Here is a 26704-nt window from a genome sequence, read left to right as displayed (position 1 = left end):
CCCCCGGCCATGATTTCGATCACTGCCACCGGCCCGAGGAGCATGTCCATGGCTCAGCACCGCACCGTTCCAGCGCTCTTCCCGCCACCCGGCTACGCGCACACCGCCGTGGTCGAGGCCGGTGAGCGGCTGGTGTTCCTGGCCGGTTCGGTACCGCTGGACGCTGACGGCAAGCTGGCCGGCCCCGGCGACTTCACCGCGCAGGCCCGGCAGGTGCTGGCCAACCTGGAGACCGCCCTGGCGGCCGTCGGCAGCGGTCTGCCGCAGGTGGTCGCCAGCACGGTCTACGTGGTGGCCGACGAGCCCGCCCGGCTGTCCGAGGTCTGGGACGTGGTCAACTCCTCGGCCCTCGCAGAGGGTCCGCACACCTCGACGCTGCTCGGTGTGTCCTGCCTCGGCTACACCGGACAGTTGGTGGAGATCACAGCCACCGCCGTAGTCCCCGGGGTCCCCGCTGTGGAAGGGTGAACGCCGACCCGAGGATCCCGGAGGCCGCCTTGCCCCAGCACGACCCGAACAGCACCGGCCCGACGACCGCGCCGCCCGGGACCGGGCGCGCCGGAGCCCCGGCCGCGGAAACGGCCATGGGAACGGCCGTGGACACCGGGGTGGACGGCCTGCGCGCGTACGTCGAGGACGGCGGCGTGGCGGTCCTGGTGCTGGACCGCCCGGAGCGGCGGAACGCCCTGACGATGGAGATGTGGCAGCGGCTGCCGGGCCTCCTGGAGCGGCTCGCCGCGCTGCCGGGCGTCCGGGCGCTGCTGCTGACCGGCGCGGGCGGCACCTTCAGCGCGGGCGCCGACATCGCCGAACTCGCGGAGGTGTACGGCACCCCGGACCGGGCCTGCGCCTACCATGCGGTGAACGTCGCGGCGGAGGAGGCGCTGGCCGCCTTCCCGCACCCGACGATCGCCGTGCTGCACGGCTACTGTGTCGGCGGCGGCTGCCAGTTGGCGGTCGCCTGCGATCTGCGGTTCGCCGCCGAGGGCGCCCGGCTGGGGATCACGCCCGCCAAGCTCGGGGTGGTCTATCCGGCCGTGCCTACGCTCCGCCTGGCCGGCCTGGTCGGTCCCGCCCGGGCCAAGTACCTGCTGTTCTCGGGCGAGTTGGTCACGGCCGAGCGGGCCGAACGCTTCGGCCTGGTGGACGAGGTACTGCCGGACGGTGAACTCGACGACCGCGCCCGGGATTTCGCCCGCCTGCTGGCCCGCCGCTCGTCGCAGACCATCGGCGCGGCCAAGGCCGTTCTCGCCGCCTCCGGGCCGGCCGACGCGCAGGCGGCGGTGGCGCCGTGGGAACGCAAGTCCCGCCTGGCGCCGGATGTGCGCGAAGGGCTGGCCGCTTTCCTGGAACGCCGCGAGCCCCGGTTCTGAGCCCGACGGTCCAGCGACCCGACCCGCGGCCCGACGACCAGGAAGCGCAGCGGCCCGACAGCGCAACGAACCCGGTAGCCCTACGGCCCGACAGCCAGGCGACCCGGCAGCCCAGCACCCCGGCAGCCGGGCAGCCGGGCGGCCCGGCGGCACGACCGGCCCGGGCGGGCGTCAGCGGATCGGCAGCCCGGAGATGCTGCGTGCGATCACGAGCCGCTGGATCTCGCTGGTGCCCTCGAAGATGGAGTAGATCGCGCTGTCCCGGTGCATCCGCTCGACCGGGTACTCCCTGGTGAAGCCGTTGCCGCCGAGGATCTGCATCGCCTGCGCCGTCACCCACTTCGCGGTCTCGCCCGCGTACAGCTTGGACATCGAGCCCTCGGCGGCGGTGAACGGCTGGTTGTTGGCGGCCATCCAGGCGGCCCGCCAGACCAGCAGCCGGGCGGCGTCGATCCGGGTCCTCATGTCGGCCAGGATGAAGGCCACTCCCTGGTTGTCGATGATCGGACGGCCGAACTGCACCCGGGTGCGGGCGTAGTCGAGCGCCACCTCGTACGCGGCGCGCGCGATGCCGACCGCCTGGGCCCCGACCGCCGGGCGCGACGCCTCGAAGGTGGCCATCGCCGCGTTGCCGCCCCGCTTCGCCGGGCCTGCGGTGCCCGCCGCGCTCCGCACCGCCTGTTCGCGGGCCCGCGCCAGCCGCTCGTCGAGCCGCTCCTTCCCGCCGAGCAGGCAGTGGCCCGGCACCCGGACACCGTCCAGGACGACCTCGGCGGTGTGCGAGGCGCGGATGCCGTGCTTCTTGAACTTCTGCCCCTGGGTCAGGCCGGGTGTGCCGGGCGGGACCACGAAGGAGGCCTGCCCGCGCGCCCCGAGCGCCGGGTCGACCGTCGCCACCACCACGTGGACGGCGGCGATGCCGCCGTTGGTGGCCCAGGTCTTGGTGCCGTTCAGCACCCACTCGTCCTTGGCGTGGTCGTAGACGGCCCGGGTGCGCAGCGCGGAGACGTCCGAGCCGGCGTCGGGTTCGGAGGAGCAGAAGGCGGCCACCTTGACGTCGTCCGGGGTGCCGAACATCTGCGGCGCCCAGGTGCCGATCTGCTCGTCGGTGCCGTTGGCCAGCACGGCGACGGCGGCGAGCGTGGTGCCGACGATGGCGAGCCCGATCCCGGCGTCGCCCCAGAACAACTCCTCCATGGCGATGGGGATTCCGACGCCGGAGGGGTCGAAGTACTGCTGGGCGTAGAAGTCCAGGGAGTAGATGCCGAGCCTGGCCGCCTCCTGGATGACCGGCCACGGGGTCTCCTCCCGCTCGTCCCACTCGGCGGCGGCCGGCCGCATCACGTCGGCGGCGAAGCCGTGCAGCCAGTCACGTACGGCGAGTTGGTCCTCGCCCGGGTCGAGGGAGAAGGTGCTCATGTTTCCTGCCTCCGGTCACAGGTGCCTGGCGGATCGCCCGGGATGCAGCCGGACGCCGGCCTGGCGCGTCCACGCCACTACGGGTGTTACCCCCGGTAACACCGCCGGAGTCTGCTACTCATTGGTAACGCGTGTCAACGCCCCGCCGCCCGTCCAGTCCCAGCCGCCACCAGGAGCCAGTACGTGCCGACCGCCGACCCCGCACCGCCCGGTGAGCCCCGCCGGGAGCAGCTGCTCAACGCCGCCGACCGGGTGGTCCAGCGCGACGGGCCGGGCGCCAGCATGAACGCGATCGCCGCGGAGGCCGGGATCACCAAGCCCATCCTGTACCGGCACTTCGGCGACCGGAACGGGCTGATCGGGGCACTGACCGAGCGGCACACCTCCGGCCTGCTGGCCGCAGTCAGGGCGGCGCTCGACGAGCCGCTGGAGCGCCGCGACCGGGTCGAACACGTCCTGGACGTCTACCTCGCCGCGATCGAGTCCCGGCCGCAGGTCTACCGACTGCTGACCCACCCCGAGCCCGGAGATCCCACCGGTGCCGGGAACGCGCTGGCGCCCGCGCTCAAGCGGATCGCCGACGAGATCGGCGAGGCCGTGCGCGCCCAGATCGACCTCGGCTCGGACGGCCCGCTGCTCGCCGATGCCTGGGGCCGGGCGATCACCGGAATGGTGCTGGCGGCCGGGGACTGGTGGCTCGAACAGCAACCCTGCTCCCGCGCCCGGATGGTGCGGTCCCTTGCCGACCTGCTCTGGGGCCGGCTGGCCACCGCCGCGCCACTGCCGCAGGCCGCCGTCCCGCCGGGCGTGCAGAGCCCCGACGCGGTGCAGCCCAACCGGGCTCCGGGGTACGGAACATGAGCTCTCCTCACCTCTTGTGAAGGCCGGCGGGGTGCGGCATCATCGGCGGTCACCACCCCTCCCCTTCCGAGGTGTCCCGTGCGCTTTGGCCGGACCGCCGCAGCACTCACCCTCGCCACCGCCCTCCTGGGTACCGTCGCCGCCGCACCCGCCCCCGCGGCCGAGGCGGCCCGCTTCCCCACCGGCACCGCCACCTCTGCCGACGGCCGTACCGTCCTGGCCGATCGAGGCGGCCGGGCACTCCAGCTGCGCGGCTTCAACGTGGACAAGTACGACGAGACCACCGAAGGCGACCTCAGGTCCATCGCCGCGCACGGCTTCACGCTGATCCGAGTGGCCGTCTCCTGGGCCCGTCTCGAGCCCGCCCGGGACTCCTACGACCAGACCGAACTGGCCAAGCTGCGCGGGCTGCTCGACCGGGCGGCCGAGTACCGACTGCTGGCCGTGATCGACTTCCACCAGGACGTGTACGGGCCGGAGTTCGGCGGCGGCGGCCGCGGCATTCCGCTCTGGGCCACCCGGGACGACGGACTGCCGTTCACCCCGGACCCGGACGACTGGTTCGCCGGGTACTTCCAGCCCGCCGTGCAGGCGGCCTTCCGACACCTCTACGACGACCCCGACCTGCGGCGGTGGCAGACCGACTTCTACACCCGGATCGCCCGTGAACTCGGCGGCCACCGCGCCCTGCTGGGCTACGACCTGTTCAACGAGCCGTTCGGCCCCGTCGACGGCGACCCCAGTGACCCGGCCGTCCTGGCGGCGTCCGCCGCCGAACTGGAGCAGGGGCGGCTCGCCGCGATGTACCAGCGGCTGATCGCAGCCGTCCGCCGGGTGGACACCCGCTCCTGGCTGTTCGTGGAGCCCACGGTCCTGGTCGGCGAGGGCCTACCGACCCGGCTCCCGGCCTTCGCGGACCCACGCGGCGGCGCGCCCAGGCTCGGCTACGCCCCGCACTTCTACGACACGGCGGTCGAGGCGGGGCAGGACTGGGACCCGTCCGACGGCTTCGTCGAGCACTACACCGCCGCCATCACCGCCTACCCCCGGGCCGGCCGCCTCCCCGTCCTGGTCGGCGAGTGGGGGCCGCCCGACTCCCGCACCCCGGGCAACACCCTGCTGGTGCGGCGGCAGGTCGACGCCATGGCGGGCTTCGCCGCCGCCTGGACGATGTGGTACTGGTGCCGGGGCACCGGCGGCTACTGCGCGCTGGGCCCGGACGGCCGGCCCGCGCCCGGCGACGGACCCGCCTTCGAACCGTACGCGGTCGCCCTCGCCGGACTCCCCGGGACGGAGTCCTACCGGAACGGGCTCTACCGGCTCTCCTTCACCTCCGGCCGCCCGGGCTGGACCGAGGTGGTGCTCCCGCCCGGCAGCAGCACCGGACCGGAGGGGGTGAGCGTCAGCGGTGCCCGCGTCTCGGCGGTGGTGGTCGAGCGGCCCGGCCCCGACCGCTCCGGTCTGGCCCGGATCCTGCTCCCGTGCACCGCCCCGGGCACCCGGGTCGCCGTCACCATCAGGGTGTGAGTCGGTCGGGCCGTCAGAGCAGATCGGCCCGCGCCGCCTGGATCCCCGCCTGGAACCGGGTGCGCGCGCCGAAGCGGTCCATCAGCTCCCGCACCCAGCGCTGCACCGTCCGGGTGGAGACCCCGAGCTGGCGGGCGATGCTCTCGTCGGTGAGCCCCGCGGCCAGCAGGCCGAGCAGGCGCTGGTGCCGGTCCTCCGGCTCCGTCTCGGTGTCCGTCGCCGGGAACCGCATGGCGTGCGACCAGTACAGTTCGAACAGCCCGATCAGCGCGTCCAGCAGCGAGGACGGCCGGACCAGCAGCACGTGCTGCGACTCGGTGCCCGCACTCACCGGCAGCATCGCCCAGCGCGAGTCGACCACCGCCAGCTTGAGCGGCAACTCCGGCAGCACCCGGGCCTGTTCACCGCCCCGGACGAAGCCGCGGATCTCCGTCACCCGGGCCGGCTCGCGCAGCACCCGGCTCTCGTACACCACGCGCATCGTCACGCCGCGCCCCAGCAGGGCGAGTTCGGTGTCGGGATCGCTGCGGCGGATGTACGGCGGTCGGTCGAGCAGCCGTAACTGCTCACGGGCGCCGAGCTGCAGGCTGCGCCAGAGCTCGGCGACCGACTCGCGGCCGGTGATCACCTCGACCAGCTCGCCCGCCCCCGACTGCCGCCGGCGGTAGGTGCGCATCAGCTCGTTGATCCGCCCGCGCGCCCGGCGGAGTTCGACCTCGCGCTGGAGAAGCAGCTCCTCCAGCGCCACATCGGGCGCGGCGGCCGTCCAGCGTCGCTGCCCCCTGGCCGGCCGCTCCACCAGACCGTGGTCGGCCAGCGACTCCAGCGCGGCCAGTGAGCGTTCGGCGCTCAGCCCGGCCCAGGCGCCGAGTTGCTGCGCGGAGGCGCTGCCGGCGTCGAGCAGTCGCAGATACAGCTCCTCCGCATCCGCGCCGATGCCCAACCCGGCGAATCTGGCCCCTGCGGGCTCCGGCATCGGTACCCCCTTCCCGATCCCCGTCCTGCGGGAGAAGTCCGCAGGTGAAGTCCGACTCTGTGCCATCGGGCGGGCGAACGCAAGGGACCTCCGACAAGACATGTACCCGCCATGACGCGTTCCTGACCTGCCCATTGCCTTCCGCCCGGGGTCGAGCTCCCCGCACGCTTGGCGACAACGTCCACCGGGGCCGACCCCACACCCCTCCGGTGGTCCGCCGAAGTCCCCGACCCCCACCAGGAGTTCTTCATGCGTGCGATCCGTACCGCCTCCTTCGCGGCAGCCGTCCTGCTCGCGGTCTCCACCGCCGCGCTCGCCACGCCCGCGAGTGCCGCGGCCCCCACCGGCTCCGCACGGGCCGTGCACTACTACGGCCATCACTCCCGGGGCTCGTACGACTACGACGGCGGCGTCTGGGGCGGCTACGTCGCCCAGGGCAGCAACTTCCGTACCGTCACCGGCTCCTGGACCATGCCGCAGGTGCAGTGCAACACCTCCGACGACCTGTTCGCACCCTGGGTCGGCATAGACGGCTACGGCTCGCAGACGGTGGAGCAGACCGGCGTCCAGGTGGACTGCTCCAGCGGATCACCGGTCTACTCCGGCTGGTACGAGATGTACCCGGCCCCGCCGCAGTACTTCAACGACCCGGTGGACGCCGGCGACAGCTTCACCGGCAGCGTGGTCTACAACGGCAGCGGCAGCTACACCCTGAAGCTCACCGACAACACCAAGGGCTGGACCGAGACCACCCGTCAGCACCTGAACGCCCGGAACGTGAGCGCCGAGGCGGTCATCGAGTCGCCCTCCCAGAGCTACCCGTCCTTCGACAGCCTGGACTTCAGCGGTGTCACGGTGAACGGGCGGACCTTCGACGCGTACTCGCCGCAGGCCATCGACAGCGGCCAGTACACCGAGACGGGCCTGCAGAACGGCTCGTTCTCCATCGTCCCGGCGAACTGACCGGCCGCTCCGCTCCGCCGCGGGGCCGGACCCGGCGGCGGAGCGGAGCACAGGCGCCTTTGGATCAGGCTCCGGTCAGACCGCGCCGCTTGAGCAGCGGGGCGATCTCGGGGTCACGGCCGACCACGGCCCGGAAGCAGTCCAGCGCGTCCTTGCTGCCGCCGCGCGAGAGCAGTTCGGCGCGGAAGATCTCGCCACTCGCGCGCACCGTACGGCCGCCTGAGCGGAACCACTCGACGGTGTCCGCGTCCAGCACCTCCGACCAGATGTAGGCGTAGTAGCCCGCGCTGTACTCGCTCGCGAAGATGTGGCTGAAGTACGTGCTGCGGTAGCGCGGCGGGACGGCCGGCAGTGCCAGCCCGGCCCGGGCCAGCGCGGCCGCCTCGAACTCCTGGGCGTCGGCGATCTCCTGGCCCGCGGGCACGGTGTGCCAGGCCCAGTCGAGCAGCGCGGCGGCCAGGTACTCGACCGTGCGGAAGCCCTGGCCGAACTGCTCGGCGGCGTCGATCCGCGCCACCACCTCGGCCGGCAGCGGCTCGCCGGTCTCGTGGTGCCTGGCGAAGTTGGCCAGCACCTCGGGCCAGTCCATCCACATCTCGTTCACCTGGGACGGGAACTCCACGAAGTCGCGCGGCACCTCGGTCCCGGAGAACAGCGGGTAGCGGACGGCGGAGAACAGGCCGTGCAGCGCGTGGCCGAACTCGTGGAAGAGCGTCCGCACCTCGTCCCAGGTCAGCAGGGCCGGCTCAGCGGGGGCGGGGTGGGCGATGTTGAGGTTGTTGACCACCACCGGACGCCGGCCGAGCAGCTCCGACTGCGGGACCAGTTCGTTCATCCAGGCGCCGCCGCCCTTGGACTCCCGGGCGTAGAAGTCGCCGAGGAACAGGCCCAGCGGGCTGCCGTCCGCCTCGAACACCTCGAAGACCCGGACGTCCGGGTGGTACCCGGTGAGGTCGTCCCGCTCGGTGAAGGTCAGACCGTAGGCCAGGTTGGCGGCGTGGAACACGCCGTCGCGCAGCACCCGCTCCAGCTCGAAGTACGGGCGCAGCGCGGCGGTGTCCAGGTCGTAGACGGCCTTGCGGACCTGCTCCGAGTAGTAGGCCCAGTCGTGCGCGGCGAGCTCGGTGATGCCGTCGGCCGCGGCGGCCTTGGCCAGTTCGGCGGCCTCGCGCTCGGCGTTGGCCACGGCGGGGGGCACCAGGCGGGCCAGCATCGCGTCCACCGCCTCGACCGTGCCGGCGGTCTCGTCGGCCACCACGTACGCGGCGTAGCTGGGGTAGCCGAGCAGCGCGGCGCGCTCGGCGCGCAGCTGGGCCATCCGGATCGCCACCGGGCCGTTGGACTCCACCGCCCGGCCGAGCGAGGCCTCCAGCAGCCGGGCGCGCACGGCGCGGTCGGTGAGGGAGGCCAGCTCGGGCTGGTTGGAGAAGTTCTTCAGGCTCAGCACGTGGGTACCGTCCGGGTGGCCGAGCGCCTTGGCGTTCTCGGCGGCCGCGGCGATCTGGCCGGCGGGCAGGCCGTCCAGCTGCTCGGCACTGTCCAGCACCAGGGCCCGGGCCCTGGTGTCGTCGAACACGTTCTGCCGGAAGGTCGTCGCGTCTGAGGCCAGCTGGGCGTTGATCTCACGCAGCCGCTGCTGCTCGGCGGGCGACAGCCTGGCCCCGGCCCGGACGAACCGGGTGTGGTGGCGCTCCAGCAGGCGCAGCGCCTGGGCGTCCAGGTCCAGGGTCTCGCGGGCCTCGTACACGGCGCGCACCCGGGCGTAGAGCGCAGGGTCGAGGTGGATCGCGTCGGCGTGCGCCGCGAGCCTCGGACTGATCTCGGCGGCCAGCTCCTGCAGCGCGTCGGTGGCGTCGGAGGCGAGCTGGTTGTCGAAGACCAGCCGCACCCGGTGCAGCAGCACCCCCGAACGCTCGAGCGCCACCAGCGTGTTGTCGAAGCTCGGCGGCTCGGGGTCGGCCACGATCGCCGCGATCTCGGCCAGCTGGTCGGCCATTCCCCGCTCGAAGGCGGGCAGATAGTGCTCTTCCCGGATCTCGGCGAAGGGCGGGAGTCCGTAGGCCAGGGTGCTGGGCTCGAAGAAGGGGTTGTCGCTCATTGCCCGAACCTTACGCGCTGTCAAGACCGCTGCCTACGGGCCGATCGACCCTCGTGGCGCCCGGTGGGCCGGTCAGTCCTCGGTCGGCCAGTCCCAGCCGAGCTGCAGGAACAGGCCCAGTCGGTCGGAGACGCAGCGCATCTCGCTGATCCGCCCGGCTGCGACGGTGAAGACGAAGATGGCCTCGTTCCTGAAGCTCCGTCCGGTCGGCTCCGGCATCCGGGGGTGCGCCGCCGAGCTCACGCCGGTCTGGGTGATCCGGGCGACCACCCGGTCGCCCTCCGCGATCAGCTCCTCCACCTGCGCGCGGTAGGGCGCCAGCGCCGTCAGTTGGGTCGCGATCGCCGCGAAGGCGGCGCCCGGCTCGTCCGGCTCGCCGAAGACGACCTTGTTGTGGTCGATCACGTCGGCGGCCAGGAAGTCGCCCAGGTCGGTGATCCTGGCCTCGTTCAGGGCGGTGAAGAAGTCGGCGACGAGCCGCTTGTTGCTCCCGATGGCGTCGGTCATGTCGGTGTCCCCCTCGGACGGTCTCTTACGGCGTAAGGTCCGCCGCTGCCGAGTACTATTCCCTTACGCCGTAAGAAACGTCAAGGGGGCAACCGTGGCAGCCACCGCCAGGCGGGCCGGGCTGAGCCGTACCAAGGTCCTGACCGCCGCACTCCAGCTCGCCGACCGCGAGGGCGTGGAGAAACTCTCGATGCGCCGCCTAGGCACCGAACTCGGCGTCGAGGCCATGACGCTGTACCACTACCTGCCCAACAAGGCCGCCCTGCTGGACGGCTTGGTCGAGCTGGTGGTCTCCGCCGTGCGCCCCACCCCCTCCGGACCGCCGGAGGAATGGCCGCGCTGGCTGCGGGAGTTCGCGGTCCGGCTGCGCGCCGAGCTGCTCCGCCACCCCGGCGTGCTGCCGCTGGTGGCCTCCCGGCCCGCGCGCACCGCCGACGCCCTGGCCGCCGTCGAGGAGGCGGCGGCGGCCCTCGGCCGCGCCGGGATCGCGCCGCTCGTCGCGCTGCGGATCATCAACTCCGTCACCACCGCCGTCATCGGCCACTGCCTCGCCGAGGCCGACCCGCCCGGTGACACGGCGGCGGCCGGGACCGGCCCCGACCTCACCGGCTTCCCGGTCCTCGCCGCCGCGGCCGCAGCCGGCCTCGGCACCCCCGCCGACCACCAGGCCCGCTTCGACCTCGTGCTGAACACCCTGCTCACCGGCCTCGCCGGCCACCATCCGGCCCCGCGGCCGCGCTGACGCCCCGGTTGTCAGTACGGGGCGCTACCGTCGGGCGAATGCCCGTCCGAGAGGAGGAGACCCCATGGCCCCGGCCCCCCGTACCGCCCTGGTGCCCGACCCGCACGGCCCGGGCGGGCGCCTCCAACCGCTCGCCGAGGACGGCAACCCGCTCGGCCCGCCCGTCCGGACCCCCGACCTGGCCGCCGCCGTCGCCGAGCGCGAGGCCGCCGAGCAGCCGCGCTGGGTCTGGGCCGCCGCCGACAGCGCGTACGCACCGCTGCTGCCGCTGCGCCTGGCCCGCTGCCACGACCTGCGGCTGACCGAGGCCCTGCTGCTCGGCCACGACGGCGCCTGGGGCGCGCCGCGCTCACTGGGCGCCGCCTGGGCCAGGCTGCGCGGGCTGCCCGTGCCCGCGGACCTGCCGGAGAGCGCCGGGCCGGACGACCAGGACGGCCTCTTCGCCCCGGACCGCCTGCAGCTCCCGCCCGGCACCGACCCGCTGGCGGCAGTGGTCGCCGTCCACGCCGAACAGCAGCGCCGCACCGGTTCGATCGCCGACCCGGCGACCCGCGCACGTTTCCGGCTGCTGGTGGCCGCCGAGTCCGCCGGCGGCCTGCTGGCGGCCGAGATGTCCCATGACGGGCTGCCCTGGCGCGCCGACATCCACGACCGGCTGCTCACCGAGCTGCTCGGCCCGCGCCCGACCGTCCCCGGCACCCATCCCAGCCGGCTCGCCGAGCTGGCCGTCGAGCTGCAACAGGCACTCGGCGGCCGCCCGTTCAACCCCGACTCGCACAGCCAGGTGCTGCGCGCCTTCGCCGAGCAGGGCATCCAGCTCGGCTCCACCCGCTCCTGGGAGCTGAACCGCGTCGACCACCCCGCCGCCCGCCTGATGACCCGTTACAAGGAGCTCTCCAGACTGCACGCCGCCCACGGCTGGGCCTGGCAGGACGCCTGGGCCAGGGGCGGCCGGTTCCGCCCCGAGTACGTGGTCGGCGGCGTGGTCTCCGGGCGCTGGGCCAGCCGGGGCGGCGGCGCGCTGCAGATCCCCCGGATCCTGCGCCGCGCCGTGGTCGCCGACCCCGGCTGGACGCTGGTGGTCGCCGACGCCGCCCAGCTGGAGCCTCGGGTGCTGGCCGCGCTCTCCCAGGACGCCGGGCTGGCCCGCAGCGCCGCCGAGGGCGACCTCTACAGCGCGCTCGCCGCCACCGCCTTCCACGGCGACCGCGACAAGGCCAAACTCGGCCTTCTCGGCGCGATGTACGGGCAGACCAGCGGCGACATCGGCCCACTGCTGGCCACCCTGCGCCGCCGCTACCCCACCGCCATGGGGTACGTCGAGGCCGCCGCCCGCACCGGGGAGGACGGCGGGATCGTTCGCTCCAGGCTCGGCCGCACCTGTCCGCCGCCCTCCGCCGACTGGCTGGATCTGACCGAGGCCCCCGAATCCGCCACGGAGGCCGGCGGCCGCTCGGCCAGAGCACGCGGGCGGTTCACCCGCAACTTCGTCATCCAGGCCAGCGGGGCGGACTGGGCCCTCGCACTGCTCGCCGCGCTGCGCCGGCGGCTGACCGCGCTGGAGTCCGGCGCGGACCGGCCGCACCTGGTCTTCTTCCAGCACGACGAAGTGGTGGTGCACACCCCGCTCAACCTGGCCGACCAGGTGGCCGCGGCCGTGGCGGATGCCGCCGAGGAAGCCCGCACCCTGGTCTTCGGCGACACTCCCGTGCGCTTCCCGCTGAGCGCCACCATCGCGGACTGCTACGCCGACGCCAAGTAGCGCGCCGCCTCCTGGGAGCGCGGTCGCTCGGGCAGGCCGCTGCCCAGTGGGACGAAGGCGGCCACGGCCTGGCGCGCCGGGCCGGTCGACCCTCGCCCGTGGAGCGGTGTGCCCCGCCGTCCCGAGGACCGGCGTGGACCGCTCGGTGTGGGTCCCGGCTCCCCGCCGCCGGGTTCAGAACTTCCGGAAACCGCGCGCCTGTTCGGCCGCCCCGACCACTGCTGCCAGGTCCGCCCCGGTCGAGGCCGTGACGACGGCCGCCACCGCGCCCTCCACGAAGGGGGCGTCCACCAGGACCACCCCGTCGCGCGGATGATCCTCCAGTACGACCCGTGCGGTGAGTACCGAACTGCCGAGGTCCGGCACCATGACCACCCCGACGCCGCCGTCCGCCTCCTCGACCGCGCGGACGATCAGGTCGTAGCTGGTGCCGAGACTGCCGTCCTCGGTGCCCGCGGCGATCGCCACGGTGACGCCGTCGGAACCGAGTTCGGCGAGGAGCTCGCGCAGTCCGGCCGCCATGGCGGGGCTGTGCGAGACGAGAACGATACCCACGTGCTTGGCCATGCTCCGACCCTAGCCCGCTTCATCGCCCGCCAGTCGACGGCCAGTTCGAGACTCGGCGTGTCGTATCGCTCACCAAGCCGTGTCGGCTGGCGTAACGTCACCTTCAAGATCTGCCGAGGGAGTGTGCCTTGAAGAAGCTGATCAACTCACCGGAAACCGTCCTGACGGACGCGCTGACCGGACTCGCCGCCGCGCACCCGGAGTTGGCGGTCGACATTCCCAACCGCGTGATCAGCAGAGCGGGCCGTCCCGGACGTCCCAAGGTGGCCGTGATCTCCGGCGGCGGGTCGGGCCACGAGCCGCTGCACTCCTGTTTCGTCGGCCGCGGCATGCTCGATGCCGCCTGTCCCGGCGAGGTGTTCACCTCCCCGGTGCCCGACCAGGTACTGACCGCCGTCCAGCGGGTGCACAGCGGCTCGGGCGTGGTCCTGATCGTGAAGAACTACACCGGCGATGTGATGAACTTCCAACTCGCCGCCGAACTGGCCGCCGAGGAGGGCGTCGAGATCCGCACGGTCCTGGTCGACGACGACGTCGCGGTGGAGGACTCGACCTGGACGGCGGGCCGCCGGGGTACCGGGGCGACCGTGATGGTGGAGAAGATCACCGGTGCGCTGGCCGAACGCGGCGCGCCGCTGGACCAGGTGGCCGAGACCGGCCGGCGGGTCAACGCCGCCTCCCGCTCCTTCGCCGTCGCGCTCACCGCGGCGACCACGCCGGCCGTCGGGAAGCCCGGCTTCGACCTGCCGGAGGACGAGATCGAGATCGGCGTCGGCATCCACGGCGAGCCGGGGCGCCGCCGGGAACGGCACCGCCCGGCCGCCGAACTGGTGGCCGAAGTGGTGGACACCATCCTCGCCGACCATGAACTGACCGCGGGCGACGAGGTGATCGCCCTGGTCAACGGACTCGGCGGCACACCGCTGCTGGAGCTGTACGTGGTCTACGGGGAGGTACGGGCCAGGCTCGCCGAGCGCGGTGTCCGGATCGCCCGCAACCTGGTCGGCAACTACGTCACCAGCCTGGACATGGCGGGCTTCTCGCTCACTCTGACCAAGGCCGATCCCGAACTGCTGGAGCTGTGGGACGCCCCGGTGGCCACCCCGGCCCTGAACTGGTCCTGACCCCGATCCCCCTGGAGGAGCACCGAAGTGGACACCGAACTCGCCCTCGCCTGGATCCGGGAGACCGCCGCCGCCGTCGAGCGGCAGGAGTCGTACCTGACCGAGCTGGACTCGGCGATCGGCGACGGCGACCACGGCAGCAACCTGCGCCGTGGCTTCACCGCCGTGATCACGGCCCTGGACACCCTGGAGCCCGACTCCATCGGAGCGGTCCTCGCCAAGACCGGCACCACGCTGATCTCCAAGGTCGGCGGCGCCTCCGGCCCGCTGTACGGCAGCGCGTTCCGCGCCATGGGCAAGGCGCTCCCGCAGGCCACGGCCACCCCGGCCGAGCTGGCCGCCGCACTCGCCGAGGGCCTGCTGGCGATCCAGCAGCTGGGCGGGGCCGCGCCCGGCGACAAGACCATCGTGGACGCCTGGGCCCCGGCCACCGCCGCCTTCGAGGCCGCCGCCGCCGACGGTCTGCCCAGTGCGGCCGACGCCGCGGACGCGGCCGCCGCCCAGGGCGCGCGCGACACCGTTCCGCTCCAGGCCCGCAAGGGCCGCGCCTCCTACCTCGGCCCCCGCAGCACCGGCCACCAGGACCCCGGCGCGACCTCGACCGCCCTGCTGTTCCACACCCTCGCCCAGGTCACCCACGCCGCCTGAACCACCGGCAGGCGCCGCCCCGGGGCAGGGCCGCGCCCGGCCGACTGCGCGCGGGACGGAAGGCGCCTGCCCGGCGCGAAGTCGTACCCGCTCGGGGGTGCGAGGAGCCGCGTGCGCGACCGCGCACCTCGACAGCGGTCCGGTCACGCGCTCCCCGTGCCCCGGGCGGTACCGGCGTCCCCGCCCCGGACTCGCTCAGCCGACCTTCGACCGGTCCTGATCCGTCCGGCTGATCAGCAGCAGCAGCGCGTCATCGTCGAGCTCCCCGCCGGTGTGCACCAGCAGGTCCGCATAGACCCGCCCGACCGCGCTCTCCAGCTCCGCCGCCGAGCGCGCGGCGTCCCGCACCAACGGGCCCACCCGCTCGGCCAGCGGATAGAACTCGCCGGACCCGTGGTGCCTGGCCTCGATCACCCCGTCCGTGCAGAGCACCAGGACGTCCTCGGGGCCGAACGGCAGGGCGACGCTCTTCGGTGAGCCGCTCGCGAGCGTGCCGAGCCCCAGCGGCACCCACGGATCGGCGGCCTCCAGCACCGTCACCGTGCCGTCCCGTCCGACCCGGATCGGCGGGACATGCCCGTAGTGCAGCAGTTCCATCGTCCCGGGCCGGCGTAACTCGGCGAACAGCGCGGTGGTGAACTCCCCTTCCGGTACGTGTCGTTCGACACTGGCCTCGATCCGGGACGCCACCGACGCCAGGCCGTTCTCGTCGTACGCCGCCTCGCGGAAGGCACCGAGCACCACGGCGGCGGTCTGCACCGCGCCCAGTCCCTTGCCCCGGACGTCTCCGACCAGCACCCGGGTGCCGTGCGGGGTGTCCAGCACCGAGTACAGGTCACCGCCGATCCGCGCCGCGTCCGCCGCCGAGACGTACCGCACGGCCAGTCGCAGCGGCCCGACCGAGGGGCCCGGCAGGCTGAGCAGCGCCCGCTGCGCGGCCTCGGCCACCGAGCTCACGGCTGCGAACGCGGCCGCCCGGTGCATCCGCAGACGGGCCAGCCAGGCGCTGAACACCGTCAGCGCCACATAGCTGAGGAGTGCTCCGAAGAGGAACCGGCCGTCCTGCAGGTGGTCCATCCGGTCGTAGTGGCTCAGCCCGAGCAGGGCCAGGAAGCCGAGCGAGCAGACCAGCAGCAGTTCGGCCGGGCGCAGCGTTAGGGCGGCGATCGACGGCACCATCACCATCAACGGCGCCAGATAGCGGTCCTGTCCGGAGAAGAAGTCGGTCAGCGACACCGCCACGATCGCCAGCAGCGCCGGGGTGGCCCGGCGGCGGAGGGTCAGATCCTGCAGGTCGGTGGCGAGCAGCGCGCTCTCCCGCCTGGCCCGTGGCAACCCGGCCGACCGGGGCTTCGCAGGGGACTGGGCGCGGCGGATCCGAAGCACATACCGAAACATATCGGAGGAATCCCAGCACTGCGCCACGCGCCGATATCCGGAATACCAATGAATTGTCCGAATTGTCATACCGTACGGGAGCGTGACCCCGTCCACCGCCGGAACGAGGGAAGGCGACCGCTGATGTCCGGGCCCGGCAGCACCCCGCCACCGTCGACCCCGCACTGGGGCCGCCCCGCCCAGCCCGGCGGCCAGCCGCCCGGTCACCCGCCGAGCCGGCCACCGGGATGGCCACCCGGCCCGCCCGGCGGCGCACCCCCCGGCCCGCCCGCCGTCGCCCCGACCCAGCACTGGCTGAAGCTGCTCCTCACCGGCCTGGCACTCTGGGGCGCCACCGTCGTGGTCACCTTCCTCACCGGCAACAGCAACCTGGTCCCGACCATCGTGCTGCTGGGCAGCTTCCTCGTCCCGACCACCTTCGTGGTCTGGGCATACGAACACTTCGCGACCGACGTGGGCACCGAGCGGATCTTCGCCTGCTTCGGCATCGGCGGCATCATCGGCGTGCTGGGCGCCTCGGTCCTGGAGAGCTACTTCGTCTCACCCTCGGCGTGGATGTACGTGCTCGTCGGGCTGATCGAGGAGGGGGTGAAGCTGGCCGCGCTGATCGCCGTCGCCCGGCGGATGCCGGTCACCGGACTGCGGCACGGGCTGGTGCTGGGCGCGGCCGTCGGCGCCGGATTCGCCGCCTTCGAGAGCGCCGGGTACGCCTTCAACGCCGTACTCACCGTGCAGGGACTCTCGCTGCGCGACCTGGTCGAGACCGAGATCCTGCGCGGCGTCCTGGCCCCGGTCGGGCACATCCTGTGGACGGCCATCCTCGGCGGCGCACTCTTCCGCGAACGGCAGGGCACCCACTTCCGGCTCGACGCTCCGGTGCTGCGCACCTACCTGGGCGTGGCACTGCTGCACGCACTCTGGGACAGCATGAGCGGCATCGCCGTCTGGCTGGTCGCCCACACCACCGCCAGCGCCCACCAGCGGGCCCTGTTCGCCCTCGGCTACCTCCCCTCACCCACCGAGAAGCAGGTGCACCTCTACACCCTGTACGACGTCGGCGGCCTGGTGCTGGTCTCCCTCGGCGGCTTGCTCTGGCTGCTCGCCCTGATCCGACACGGCCGGACGCCCTGACCGCGCACACGCACTCGCCCGGGCGGGTGGTTCCGGCCACTCGCCGGAACCGGGCGCCGCACTGCCCCGACCGCTGGAGAACCACCCGCGCGGACTGCGACATGCACCACATTCCTTGCTCAATGAATACCCCCTAGGGGTACTGTGTGGTGGACGGACAGAAGCGCGAACCACGCAAGCGCCCGAGCGGACCCGCTCGGACAGCACCGACCCGGAGGCCCCGAATGTCGAGCACCATCACCTACACCGTCAGCGGCATGAGCTGCGGCCACTGCGAGAAGTCGATCAGCGAGGAGGTATCCGCCCTGCCCGGTGTGATCGAGGTCTCCGCCGACGCCGGGGCCGGCACCGTCACCATCTCCTCCGACTCCCCGCTGGACGAGAACGCCGTGCGCGCCGCCGTCGACGAGGCCGGCTACGAACTGGTCGGCCCGGCCGCCTGAGCCCACCGTGGGGGGCGTGCCCCGGCGCGCCCCCTGCGCCCGCACCGAGCTCGGCAAGGAGCGACGAGCATGAGCAGCAGCACCCCAGGCATAGCGTCCGGGGCCGTCCGCGAGCGGGTGGAACTCTCCATCGGCGGAATGACCTGCGCCTCCTGTGCGGCCCGGATCGAGAAGAAGCTCAACCGGATGGACGGCGTCGAGGCCATGGTCAACTTCGCCACCGAGAAGGCCCGGGTGGACTTCGCCCCCGAGGTGAGCGTGGCCGACCTGATCGCCAGGATCGAGCAGACCGGCTACACCGCCGAGCTGCCCGCCCCGCCCGCCGCTCCGGCAAGTCCCGCGGCGGAGGCCGGACCGCAGGCCGAGCCCGACCCGCTCCGGTCGCGGCTGCTGGTCAGCCTCGCGCTCTCCGTGCCCGTGGTGCTGCTCTCCATGATCCCCGCCCTCCAGTTCGACAACTGGCAGTGGCTGGCCTTCGCCCTCACCGGCCCGGTCGTCGTGCACGGCGGCCTGCCCTTCCACCGCGCCGCCTGGACCAACCTCAGGCACGGCGCGGCCACCATGGACACCCTGGTCTCGCTCGGCACCCTGGTCGCCTTCGGCTGGTCGGTCTGGGCCCTGTTCTACGGCGACGCCGGGTTGCCCGGGATGCGCCACGAGTTCTCGCTCTCGGTCGGCGGCGGCGATGCCTCCTCCTCGCTCTACCTCGAGACGGCCGCGGGCGTCACCACCCTGATCCTGCTCGGCCGCTGGCTGGAGCACCACTCCAAGCGCCGCGCGGGCGCCGCCCTGCACGCCCTGCTGGAGCTCGGCGCCAAGGACGTCGCGGTGCTGCGGGACGGCCGCGAGGTACGGCTGCCGGTCGACCGGCTCACCACCGGCACGCGCTTCGTGGTGCGCCCCGGCGAGAAGATCGCCACCGACGGCGTGGTGGTCGAGGGCGCCTCCGCCGTGGACGCCTCGATGCTCACCGGCGAGTCCGTCCCGATCGAGGTCACGGTCGGGGACCCGGTCACCGGCGCCACCGTCAATGCCGGCGGCCGCCTGGTGGTCGAGGCCACCCGGGTGGGCGCCGACACCCGGCTCGCCCGGATGGCCAAGCTGGTCGAGGACGCCCAGAACGGCAAGGCCTCCGCCCAGCGCCTGGCCGACCGGATCTCCGCGGTGTTCGTCCCAGTGGTCATCCTGATCGCGCTCGGCACCCTGATCACCTGGCTGCTGCTCGGCCACGGCGCCACCGAGGCGTTCACCGCCGCCGTCGCGGTGCTGATCATCGCGTGCCCGTGCGCCCTGGGCCTGGCCACCCCGACCGCCCTGATGGTCGGCACCGGCCGCGGCGCCCAGCTGGGCATCCTGATCAAGGGCCCCGAGGTCCTGGAGACCACCCGGGCGGTGGACACCGTGGTGCTGGACAAGACCGGCACCGTGACCACCGGGCGGATGGCGCTCACCGCCGTGCACACCGAAGAGGGTGTGTCCGAGGCCGAGGCCCTGCGGCTGGCGGGTGCCCTGGAGCACGCCTCCGAGCATCCGATCGCCCAGGCCGTCGCCCAGGAGGCGGCCGCCCGGGTCGGCGAGCTGCCCGCCGTCGAAAGCTTCGAGAACGTCCCCGGACGGGGCGTGCGGGGCGTGGTCGAGGGCCGCGAGGTGGCGGCCGGGCGCGAGGCGCTGCTCGCCGACCGGGCCCGGTGGCTGCCGCCCGCGCTGGCGGCCGCCAAGTCGGCCGCGGAAGCGGCCGGCCGGACCGCCGTCGTGGTCGGCTGGGACGGCGCGGCCCGGGCCGTGCTGGAAATCTCCGACACGGTCAAGCCCACCAGTGCCGAGGCGATCCGCGAGCTGCGGGCGCTGGGCCTGCGTCCGGTTCTGCTCACCGGTGACAACCGGCGGGCCGCCGAGGCCGTGGCTGCCGAGGTCGGCATCCCGGCCGAGGACGTGGTCGCCGAGGTGCTGCCCGAGGACAAGGTGGCCGCGGTGCGCCGGCTACAGGCCGAGGGCCGCTCGGTGGCGATGGTCGGTGACGGTGTGAACGACGCCGCCGCACTCGCCCAGGCCGACCTGGGCCTGGCCATGGGCACCGGGACCGACGCCGCGATCGAGGCCGCCGACCTGACCCTGGTCCGCGGCGACCTGCGCTCGGCCGCCGACGCCATCCGGCTCTCCCGCCGCACCTTGGCCACCATCAAGGGCAACCTCTTCTGGGCGTTCGCCTACAACGTCGCCGCCGTACCGCTGGCCGCGGCCGGCCTGCTCAACCCGATGGTCGCCGGCGCCGCGATGGCCTTCTCCTCGGTCTTCGTGGTCACCAACAGCCTCCGGCTGAGGCACTTCACCTCCGCGTAGCCGCCCGGGCCCCCGGCCCTGGGCACCCGGCGACTTGCTCGCGCGGCCCGGGTGCCCAGGGCCGATCGGGGTGTCAGGGCTGATCGGGGTGTCTCAGGGCCGATCGAGCGGCACGCGGCGAAGCGCTCAGCGCCCGAGCAGCTCGCCGCCGTTGCAGTGCAGGATCTCGCCGGTGATGAACCCCGCCTCCGGCGAGGCCAGGAAGTACACCGCCGCCGCGACCTCGCCGGTCTCACCGATCCGGCCGAGCAGGGTACGGGCGGCCCGCCGCGACACCTCCGCGTCGTCCAGCCGGGGGCCGAAGAACTCGGTGCCCGCGACCGTCCCGGGCGCCACGATGTTGGCGGTGATGCCGGAGGGGCCGAGCTGCGCGGCCAGGAAGTGGTTCCAGGCGTGCAGCGAGGCCTTGGCGGCCCCGTACGAGCCGGCCCCGCGCAGGGCCGCGATCGAACTGACCGTGACCACCCGGCCGGTGCCCTGGGTCAGCCGGTCCCGGATCGACTCGGTGAGCATCACCACGGTGAGGACGTTGCGCTCGAAGTCCCCCCGCCAGCGCGCCAGCACGGCGTGCGGCCCGGCCCCGATCACGGTCTCCCGGCTGCCGGCGTTGTTGACCAGTACGTCGATCTGCTCGGGCAGCTCGGCCAGCGCGTCCTCGACGGCGTCCGGGTCGGCCAGGTCGCAGACCAGCGGCGTGACGTTGGCGCCCAGGTCGGCGGCGGCCCGCTCCAGCACTGCTCGCCGGCGCCCGACGATCACGACCTGCTCACCCGCCTCGGCGAAGCGCCGGGCCACCTCGTACCCGATACCCGTGCCGCCACCCGTGACGACGACGTTTCTGGCCATCTGCGCGCTCCCTCCCTGCCCGCCGCCGCTGCTTCGGCGAGCGCGGCCGGTCCGTACCGGATTGGCACGATTCCTATCACGCTGGGTTGCCGCGTCTGCGGGGAGGGTGATGTCGCGCGCTGCGGATCGTGTGATATGAGCGGGGGTACGGGCGCATACAGAGCGTGGAGAGAGCCAACTCACACCCTCCAGGCGTAACTTTGCACCCCCTGATACGTCTTACCTTTTGTAGTGCGGCAGCTTTTGGTGGGCAGCGGCGCCGCGAACGGCATCACGTCGTCGCAGGACCCACCGCTGTCGCCGACGGGGCTCCGGCGGGCCCCGGGACGACTGCCGACGGTTCGGCGGTCATCGCGCACGACGCCGGGGCGCGGCCGGCCAGGAACGCTTTGAGCGGCCGTTCCTGGCCCGGTCGCCCTCGGGCGTCGTGCGTTGTCGCGTCGAAGGGCCCGGCTGCCGTGGCAGCCGGGCCCTTCGGTTCAGACCGGTGTCAGCGCGCGTCGAGGGCGACGTAGTCGCGGATCTCCACGCCGGTGTAGATCTGCCGCGGACGGCCGATCCGGCTGGTCGGGTCGTTGATCATCTCGTGCCAGTGGGCGATCCAGCCCGGCAGTCGGCCGAGGGCGAACAGCACGGTGAACATGCTGGTCGGGAAGCCCATGGCGCGGTAGATCAGGCCGGTATAGAAGTCCACGTTCGGGTAGAGCTTGCGCGAGATGAAGAAGTCGTCGTTGAGCGCGTGCTCCTCCAGCTTGAGCGCGATCTCCAGCAGCTCGTCCGTCTTGTCGAGCTGGCCGAGGACCTCGTGGGCCAGGCCCTTGACCAGGCGGGCGCGCGGGTCGAACGCCTTGTACACACGGTGACCGAAGCCCATGAGCTTCACGCCGTCCTCGCGGTTCTTCACCTTGCGGATGAAGGCGTCGACGTCGCCGCCGTCCTTCTGGATCTGCTCCAGCATCTCCAGCACGGCCTGGTTGGCGCCACCGTGCAGCGGGCCCCAGAGCGCCGAGATACCGGCCGAGATCGAGGCGAACTGGTTGGCGTGGCTGGAACCCACCAGGCGGACCGTGGAGGTCGAGCAGTTCTGCTCGTGGTCCGCGTGCAGGATCAGCAGCTTGTCCAGCGCGTTGACGATGACCGGGTTGATCTCGTAGTCCTCAGCGGGGACCGCGAAGGTCATCCGGAGGAAGTTCTCGACGTAGCTCAGGTCGTTGCGCGGGTAGACGAACGGCTGGCCGACCGACTTCTTGTAGGCGTAGGCCGCGATGGTCGGCAGCTTGGCCAGCAGGCGGACCGTCGACAGGTGGCGCTGGCCGGCGTCGAACGGGTTGTGGCTGTCCTGGTAGAAGGTGGACAGCGCGCCGACGACCGAGGACAGCATGGCCATCGGGTGGGCGTCGCGCGGGAACCCGCCGAAGAAGCGCTTGACGTCCTCGTGCAGCAGGGTGTGCTGGGTGATCTCGGCGTTGAACTTCTGCAGCTGGTCCGCGGTCGGCAGCTCGCCGTTGATCAGGAGGTACGCGGTCTCGATGAAGCTGCCCTGCTCGGCCAGCTGCTCGATCGGGTAGCCGCGGTAGCGCAGGATGCCCTTGTCACCGTCCACGAAGGTGATCGCGGACTTGTAGGCGGCGGTGTTGCCGAAGCCGTTGTCCAGGGTGACCAGACCGGTCTGCGGAAGCAGCTTCGAGATGTCGAAGCCGGCGTTGCCAGCAGTGCTCTCGACGACGGGGTACTCGTATTCGCCGTCCTGGTACCGCAGTACTACCGATGTGTCGCTCACGTCTTCCTCACCGACGAAATGAAAATCCCTAGGTGTCCTGACTGACTCTACGATCCCCCATCCGAGGGACAGCTGCTCACCCGGGGTGGGCCGAAAAGGGCCCGGTCCTACAAAACCTGCCGCCACCGCCGGTATGTACCGGACAAGATCGGCGTCAGACTAGGCTCTGCCTTAAATCTCTTTACGTCAAGACAACCTCGAAGCCGCCACCCCCCTTGGATGATCATCCAGTCGCCAGCCGATGATCAAGCGCAGAGTGCCTCCGACCTGCACTGACCGCCCGAACAGCCTGCCCGATCGCTCTCCGTGACCCGACCAGCACCACCAGTTTCTTCGCCCGTGTCACGGCCGTGTAGAGCAGGTTCCGCTGCAGCATCGTCCAGGCTGAGGTGGTGACGGGAATCACCACCGCCGGGTACTCACTCCCCTGGGAACGATGGATGGTCACCGCGTACGCGTGCGAGAGCTCATCCAGTTCATCGAAGTCGTACGGCACCTCCTCGTCCTCGTCGGTGAGCACCATCAGTCGCTGCTCCTCGACGCTGAGCGAGGTCACCACCCCGACCGTGCCGTTGAAGACGCCGTTCTGCCCCTTCTCGTAGTTGTTCCGGATCTGGGTCACCTTGTCACCCACCCGGAAGGTGCGGCCGCCGAACCGGCGCTCCGGCAACCCCTCGCGCGCCGGTGTGACCGCCGCCTGCAGCAGCGTGTTCAGGTTCCCCGCGCCCGCCGGACCCCGGTGCATCGGAGCCAGCACCTGGACGTCCCTGCGGGCGTCGAGCCCGAACTTCTGCGGGATCCGGCGAGCCACCACGTCCACCGTCAGCCCGGCCGCCCGCTCGGTGTCCTCCTCGACGAACAGGAAGAAGTCCTTCAGCCCGTCGGTGATCGGCGGCAGCCCTTCGTTGATCCGGTGCGCGTTGGTCACCACACCGGACTGCTGCGCCTGCCGGAAGATCCTGGTCAGCCGGACCGACGGGATCGGGCTGCCCTCGGAGAGCATGTCCCGCAGCACCTCGCCCGCCCCGACCGAGGGCAACTGGTCCACATCGCCCACGAACAGCAGGTGTGCCCCCGGCGCGACCGCCTTCACCAGCTTGTTCGCCAGGATCAGATCCAGCATCGACGCCTCGTCGATCACCACCAGGTCCGCGTCCAGCGGCCGGTCCCGGTCGTACGCGGCCTCACCCCCGGGACGCAGCTCCAGCAGCCGGTGGACCGTCGACGCCTCCACCCCCGTCAGCTCCGACAGCCGCTTCGCCGCCCGCCCCGTCGGCGCCGCCAGCACCACCTTCGCCCGCTTGGCCAGCGCCAGCGTCACGATCGACTTCACCGTGAACGACTTGCCGCAGCCCGGACCGCCCGTCAGCACCGCCACCTTCTCGGTCAGCGCCAGCTTCACCGACTCCCGCTGCTCGGGGGCGAGTTCGGCCCCCGTACGCTGCGCCAGCCACTCCAGCGCGGCCGTCCAGTCCACCTCCGCGAAGCCCGCCATCCGGTCGGTCTCCGACCGCAGCAACCTGATCAGCTGGTTCGCCAACGAGATCTCCGCCCGGTGAAACGGCACCAGATACACCGCCGTGACCGGCTCCCCGGCCTCCCCCGGCACCGGCTCGCGGACCACGCCCTCCTCGGCCACCAGCTCCGACAGGCAATCGATCACCAGGCCGACATCCACCTGAAGCAGCTTCACCCCGTCGGCGATCAGCCGCTCCTCGGGCAGGTAGCAGTGCCCCTGATCACTGCTCTGCGACAGCGCGTACTGCAGCCCCGCCTTCACCCGCTCCGGACTGTCGTGCGGGATGCCGACCGCCTGCGCGATCTTGTCGGCCGTCAGGAACCCGATGCCCCAGACATCGGCCGCCAGCCGGTACGGCTCGTTCTTCACCACCCCGATCGAACTGTCGCCGTACTTCTTGTAGATTCGCACAGCCAGGGACGTGGAGACTCCGACCCCCTGCAGAAAGACCATCACCTCCTTGATGGCCTTCTGCTCCTCCCAGGCCGCGGCGATCATCTTCGTCCGCTTCGGACCGAGCCCCGGCACCTCGATCAGCCGCTCGGGCTCCTGCTCGATCACCTCCAGGGTGTCCACCCCGAACCGCTCCACGATCCGCTCGGCGAACCGCGGCCCGATCCCCTTGATCAGCCCCGACCCCAGATAGCGCTGGATGCCCTGCACCGTCGCGGGCAGCACGGTCGTGTAGTTCTCCACCATGAACTGCTTGCCGTACTGCGGATGCGAGCCCCAGCGCCCGAAGAGCCGCAGCGACTCCCCCGGCTGCGCGCCCAGCAGCGCCCCTACCACCGTCAGCAGATCGTGCGACCCACGGCCCGTGTCCACCCGGGCAACCGTGTAGCCGGTCTCCTCGTTGGCGTAGGTGATCCGCTCCAGCACCCCCTCCACCTGGGCCAGCTGGCGCTGCGGCGGCTGCCCGCCCGAGGCCCCGGGCAGGCCCTGGCCGGTGCTGCTCCCGTCCGCCTGCCGGGCCGACCGCTGCTGCGTCCCCACCAGGCCCCCTCTTCGCTCGGTTACCGGTGACCTTCCGCCACGCACCGTACCGCCCACCACCGACAACCCGGGAACTCCGGCCGGTCCGGCGCCCTCCCCGGGCCCGGCACCCCGGTTGTGGCCGTCCGGGGCAGGCCCGAGGATGCCAGAGGGGGCACCACCGCGTCCGTCGAAGGATCACCATGCTCACCACCGACTTCGTCCCCGGCTCCCCGATCTGGCTCGATCTCGGCAGCCCCGACCCCGGCGCCTCCCGGGACTTCTACTCCGCCCTCTTCGGCTGGTCCCTCGACTCCGCCGGCCCCGAGGCCGGCGACTACGGCTTCTTCCGGCTGGACGACAGGGCCGTCGGCGGCCTCGGCCCGCTCACCGAGGAGCGCGCCGCCCCCGCCTGGACGGTCTACTTCGCCACCGAGGATGCCGACGACACCACCGCCCGGGTCCGGCGGGCCGGCGGCGACGTGCGCTTCGGTCCCGTCGACGTCTTCGGCCACGGCCGGATGTCCGGCCTCACCGACCCGACCGGCGCCCAGTTCGCCGTCTGGCAGGCCCGCGACACCGGCGGCCTCGGCGCGGTCACCATTCCCAACAGCCTCTGCTGGACCGAACTGCTGAGCGCCGACCCGGCCGCCGCCAAGGACTTCTACCGCTCGGTCTTCGGCTGGCAGGAGCAGGACGTCCCGTTCGGCGAGGCCACCTACACCGTGCTCACCCCCATCGGCGGCGGTACCAGCAGCGGCCAGGGCGGCATCATGCAGCTGACCGCTGACCAGGCAGCCGCCGGCCTCGGCTCGCACTGGCTCCCGTACTTCGAGGTCCCCGACGCCGATGCCACGATCGCCAAGGCCCGGCAGCTCGGCGGCGCCGTCCGGGCGCCGGCCAGGAACGCCCACGGTGTCGGCCGCTTCGCCCAGCTGATCGACCCGCACGGCGCCCCCTTCGCCGTCATCACCAGTGCAGGTCCTGCAGACTGATGGACGATCACCACCGGAGAGCCCGTCCGGGCCGCGACAAGGGGTGCTGAACGGTCTGGACTAGGGTCTGCCGACATGACCACCCAACTGAGCATCCGACCCGCCGTCCTGGCCGACCTGTCCGCGATCGTCGCCATGCTCGCCGACGACCCGCTCGGAGCGACCCGGGAGTCCCCCGACGACCTGACGCCCTATCAGGACGCCTTCGCCCGCATCACCGCCGCCCCCGACCAACACCTGATCGTCGCCGAGCGGGAGAACCGGGTCGTCGGCACCCTCCAGCTCTCGGTCCTTCCCGGCCTCTCCCGCCGCGGCACCAGCCGCACCATCATCGAAGCCGTGCGGGTCCACGACACCGAACGCGGTAACGGCCTCGGCACCGAGCTGATCCGGTGGGCCGTCGACCGCTCCCGCGAACTCGGCGCCGGCCTGGTCCAGCTCACTTCCGACGCGACCCGCACCGACGCCCACCGCTTCTACGAGCGCCTCGGCTTCGTGCCCTCTCACATCGGGTTCAAGCTCACCCTCTGACTCGGCACTGACCGTCCGGAGAAACCGGCTGGCGCCGGGAAAACAAAAAAGGCTGTGGCCCCAGCGAATTGCTGGGGCCACAGCCCTGAATAATTGTTCGGCGGCGTCCTACTCTCCCACAGGGTCCCCCCTGCAGTACCATCGGCGCTGTGAGGCTTAGCTTCCGGGTTCGGAATGTAACC

23 protein-coding genes and 1 rRNA gene are annotated in these 26704 nt (G+C 72.5%); 14 read left to right on the top strand and 10 right to left on the bottom strand.

Features of this window, described 5'->3' with window-relative positions:
- The first annotated feature begins 48 nt into the window (after positions 1-48).
- Together ABD369_RS05855 and ABD369_RS05850 are read left to right on the top strand one after the other, a co-directional pair.
- Positions 49-468: a RidA family protein gene (locus tag ABD369_RS05855; RefSeq protein WP_344635134.1), complete on the top strand. Its 420-nt coding sequence runs from the start codon at positions 49-51 to the stop codon at positions 466-468.
- Between the two features lie 116 nt (positions 469-584).
- Positions 585-1373, top strand: a complete 789-nt coding sequence (locus tag ABD369_RS05850) for an enoyl-CoA hydratase/isomerase family protein (protein ID WP_344635133.1) — start codon at positions 585-587, stop codon at positions 1371-1373.
- A 171-nt stretch (positions 1374-1544) separates the two neighbouring features.
- Here the strand turns inward: ABD369_RS05850 and ABD369_RS05845 are convergent, their stop codons facing one another.
- Positions 1545-2792, bottom strand: a complete 1248-nt coding sequence (locus ABD369_RS05845; protein WP_344635132.1) for an acyl-CoA dehydrogenase family protein — start codon at positions 2790-2792, stop codon at positions 1545-1547.
- A 183-nt stretch (positions 2793-2975) separates the two neighbouring features.
- Here ABD369_RS05845 and ABD369_RS05840 point away from each other — a divergent pair, with 183 nt between their 5' ends.
- Positions 2976-3653: a TetR/AcrR family transcriptional regulator gene (locus tag ABD369_RS05840; protein ID WP_344635131.1), complete on the top strand. Its 678-nt coding sequence runs from the start codon at positions 2976-2978 to the stop codon at positions 3651-3653.
- 78 nt (positions 3654-3731) lie between these two features.
- On the top strand, positions 3732-5180 hold the full coding sequence (locus ABD369_RS05835) for a glycoside hydrolase family 5 protein (RefSeq protein ID WP_344635130.1): 1449 nt from the start codon (positions 3732-3734) through the stop codon (positions 5178-5180).
- 13 nt (positions 5181-5193) lie between these two features.
- On the opposite strand, the gene ABD369_RS05830 is transcribed toward ABD369_RS05835, so the two are convergent.
- A complete protein-coding gene (locus ABD369_RS05830; protein ID WP_344635129.1) occupies positions 5194-6156 on the bottom strand; it encodes a helix-turn-helix domain-containing protein in 963 nt (320 codons plus the stop codon).
- A gap of 249 nt (positions 6157-6405) precedes the next feature.
- On the opposite strand from ABD369_RS05830, the gene ABD369_RS05825 reads away from it, so the two are divergent.
- A complete protein-coding gene (locus ABD369_RS05825; RefSeq protein ID WP_344635128.1) occupies positions 6406-7119 on the top strand; it encodes a G1 family glutamic endopeptidase in 714 nt (237 codons plus the stop codon).
- Positions 7120-7183: 64 nt separating this feature from the next.
- Here the strand turns inward: ABD369_RS05825 and ABD369_RS05820 are convergent, their stop codons facing one another.
- Positions 7184-9217, bottom strand: a complete 2034-nt coding sequence (locus tag ABD369_RS05820; RefSeq protein WP_344635127.1) for a M3 family metallopeptidase — start codon at positions 9215-9217, stop codon at positions 7184-7186.
- A gap of 72 nt (positions 9218-9289) precedes the next feature.
- A complete protein-coding gene (locus tag ABD369_RS05815) occupies positions 9290-9724 on the bottom strand; it encodes an ester cyclase (protein WP_344635126.1) in 435 nt (144 codons plus the stop codon).
- A 94-nt stretch (positions 9725-9818) separates the two neighbouring features.
- Between ABD369_RS05815 and ABD369_RS05810 the strand changes: the two genes are divergently transcribed.
- Positions 9819-10466 carry a TetR/AcrR family transcriptional regulator C-terminal domain-containing protein gene (locus tag ABD369_RS05810; protein ID WP_344635125.1) on the top strand — a complete coding sequence of 216 codons (648 nt, stop codon included), beginning with the start codon at positions 9819-9821 and terminating at the stop codon, positions 10464-10466.
- 64 nt (positions 10467-10530) lie between these two features.
- Positions 10531-12228 carry a bifunctional 3'-5' exonuclease/DNA polymerase gene (locus ABD369_RS05805; RefSeq protein WP_344635124.1) on the top strand — a complete coding sequence of 566 codons (1698 nt, stop codon included), beginning with the start codon at positions 10531-10533 and terminating at the stop codon, positions 12226-12228.
- 174 nt (positions 12229-12402) lie between these two features.
- Here ABD369_RS05805 and dhaM read toward each other — a convergent pair whose 3' ends face one another.
- Positions 12403-12795, bottom strand: coding sequence for a dihydroxyacetone kinase phosphoryl donor subunit DhaM (dhaM, locus tag ABD369_RS05800; protein WP_344635123.1), 393 nt, complete (start codon positions 12793-12795; stop codon positions 12403-12405).
- A gap of 128 nt (positions 12796-12923) precedes the next feature.
- Between dhaM and dhaK the strand changes: the two genes are divergently transcribed.
- Positions 12924-13919, top strand: a complete 996-nt coding sequence (gene dhaK, locus ABD369_RS05795; protein WP_344635122.1) for a dihydroxyacetone kinase subunit DhaK — start codon at positions 12924-12926, stop codon at positions 13917-13919.
- A 27-nt stretch (positions 13920-13946) separates the two neighbouring features.
- Positions 13947-14567 carry a dihydroxyacetone kinase subunit DhaL gene (dhaL, locus tag ABD369_RS05790; protein ID WP_344635121.1) on the top strand — a complete coding sequence of 207 codons (621 nt, stop codon included), beginning with the start codon at positions 13947-13949 and terminating at the stop codon, positions 14565-14567.
- A 195-nt stretch (positions 14568-14762) separates the two neighbouring features.
- On the opposite strand, the gene ABD369_RS05785 is transcribed toward dhaL, so the two are convergent.
- Complete coding sequence (locus ABD369_RS05785; RefSeq protein ID WP_344635120.1) at positions 14763-15953, bottom strand: PP2C family protein-serine/threonine phosphatase; 1191 nt, start codon at positions 15951-15953, stop codon at positions 14763-14765.
- Between the two features lie 135 nt (positions 15954-16088).
- Between ABD369_RS05785 and ABD369_RS05780 the strand changes: the two genes are divergently transcribed.
- From ABD369_RS05780 to ABD369_RS05770, 3 genes are all read left to right on the top strand, one after another.
- Complete coding sequence (locus ABD369_RS05780) at positions 16089-17096, top strand: PrsW family glutamic-type intramembrane protease (RefSeq protein WP_344635119.1); 1008 nt, start codon at positions 16089-16091, stop codon at positions 17094-17096.
- Between the two features lie 224 nt (positions 17097-17320).
- Complete coding sequence (locus ABD369_RS05775; RefSeq protein WP_344635118.1) at positions 17321-17539, top strand: heavy-metal-associated domain-containing protein; 219 nt, start codon at positions 17321-17323, stop codon at positions 17537-17539.
- A 69-nt stretch (positions 17540-17608) separates the two neighbouring features.
- Complete coding sequence (locus tag ABD369_RS05770) at positions 17609-19879, top strand: heavy metal translocating P-type ATPase (RefSeq protein WP_344635117.1); 2271 nt, start codon at positions 17609-17611, stop codon at positions 19877-19879.
- A gap of 126 nt (positions 19880-20005) precedes the next feature.
- Here the strand turns inward: ABD369_RS05770 and ABD369_RS05765 are convergent, their stop codons facing one another.
- From ABD369_RS05765 to recD2, 3 genes are all read right to left on the bottom strand, one after another.
- The gene (locus tag ABD369_RS05765) at positions 20006-20725 is read right to left on the bottom strand and encodes an SDR family NAD(P)-dependent oxidoreductase (protein WP_344635116.1); all 720 of its coding nucleotides are present in this window, start codon (positions 20723-20725) and stop codon (positions 20006-20008) included.
- Between the two features lie 490 nt (positions 20726-21215).
- Positions 21216-22505, bottom strand: a complete 1290-nt coding sequence (locus ABD369_RS05760) for a citrate synthase (RefSeq protein WP_344635115.1) — start codon at positions 22503-22505, stop codon at positions 21216-21218.
- A gap of 223 nt (positions 22506-22728) precedes the next feature.
- Positions 22729-24960, bottom strand: coding sequence for an SF1B family DNA helicase RecD2 (recD2, locus tag ABD369_RS05755; RefSeq protein WP_344635412.1), 2232 nt, complete (start codon positions 24958-24960; stop codon positions 22729-22731).
- A gap of 239 nt (positions 24961-25199) precedes the next feature.
- Between recD2 and ABD369_RS05750 the strand changes: the two genes are divergently transcribed.
- Both ABD369_RS05750 and ABD369_RS05745 read left to right on the top strand, forming a co-directional pair.
- The gene (locus ABD369_RS05750; protein WP_344635114.1) at positions 25200-25991 is read left to right on the top strand and encodes a VOC family protein; all 792 of its coding nucleotides are present in this window, start codon (positions 25200-25202) and stop codon (positions 25989-25991) included.
- A 75-nt stretch (positions 25992-26066) separates the two neighbouring features.
- Positions 26067-26522 (top strand): GNAT family N-acetyltransferase, encoded by a 456-nt coding sequence (locus tag ABD369_RS05745; protein ID WP_344635113.1) that lies wholly within the window; start codon positions 26067-26069, stop codon positions 26520-26522.
- Between the two features lie 95 nt (positions 26523-26617).
- On the opposite strand, the gene rrf is transcribed toward ABD369_RS05745, so the two are convergent.
- Positions 26618-26704: ribosomal RNA gene (rrf, locus tag ABD369_RS05740) — 5S ribosomal RNA — on the bottom strand; the annotation flags it as partial.

Origin of the sequence: Kitasatospora cystarginea (assembly GCF_039533515.1) — a bacterium.
Taxonomy (GTDB): Bacteria; Actinomycetota; Actinomycetes; order Streptomycetales; family Streptomycetaceae; genus Kitasatospora; species Kitasatospora cystarginea.
This window is presented reverse-complemented; position numbering and strand designations above follow the sequence as displayed.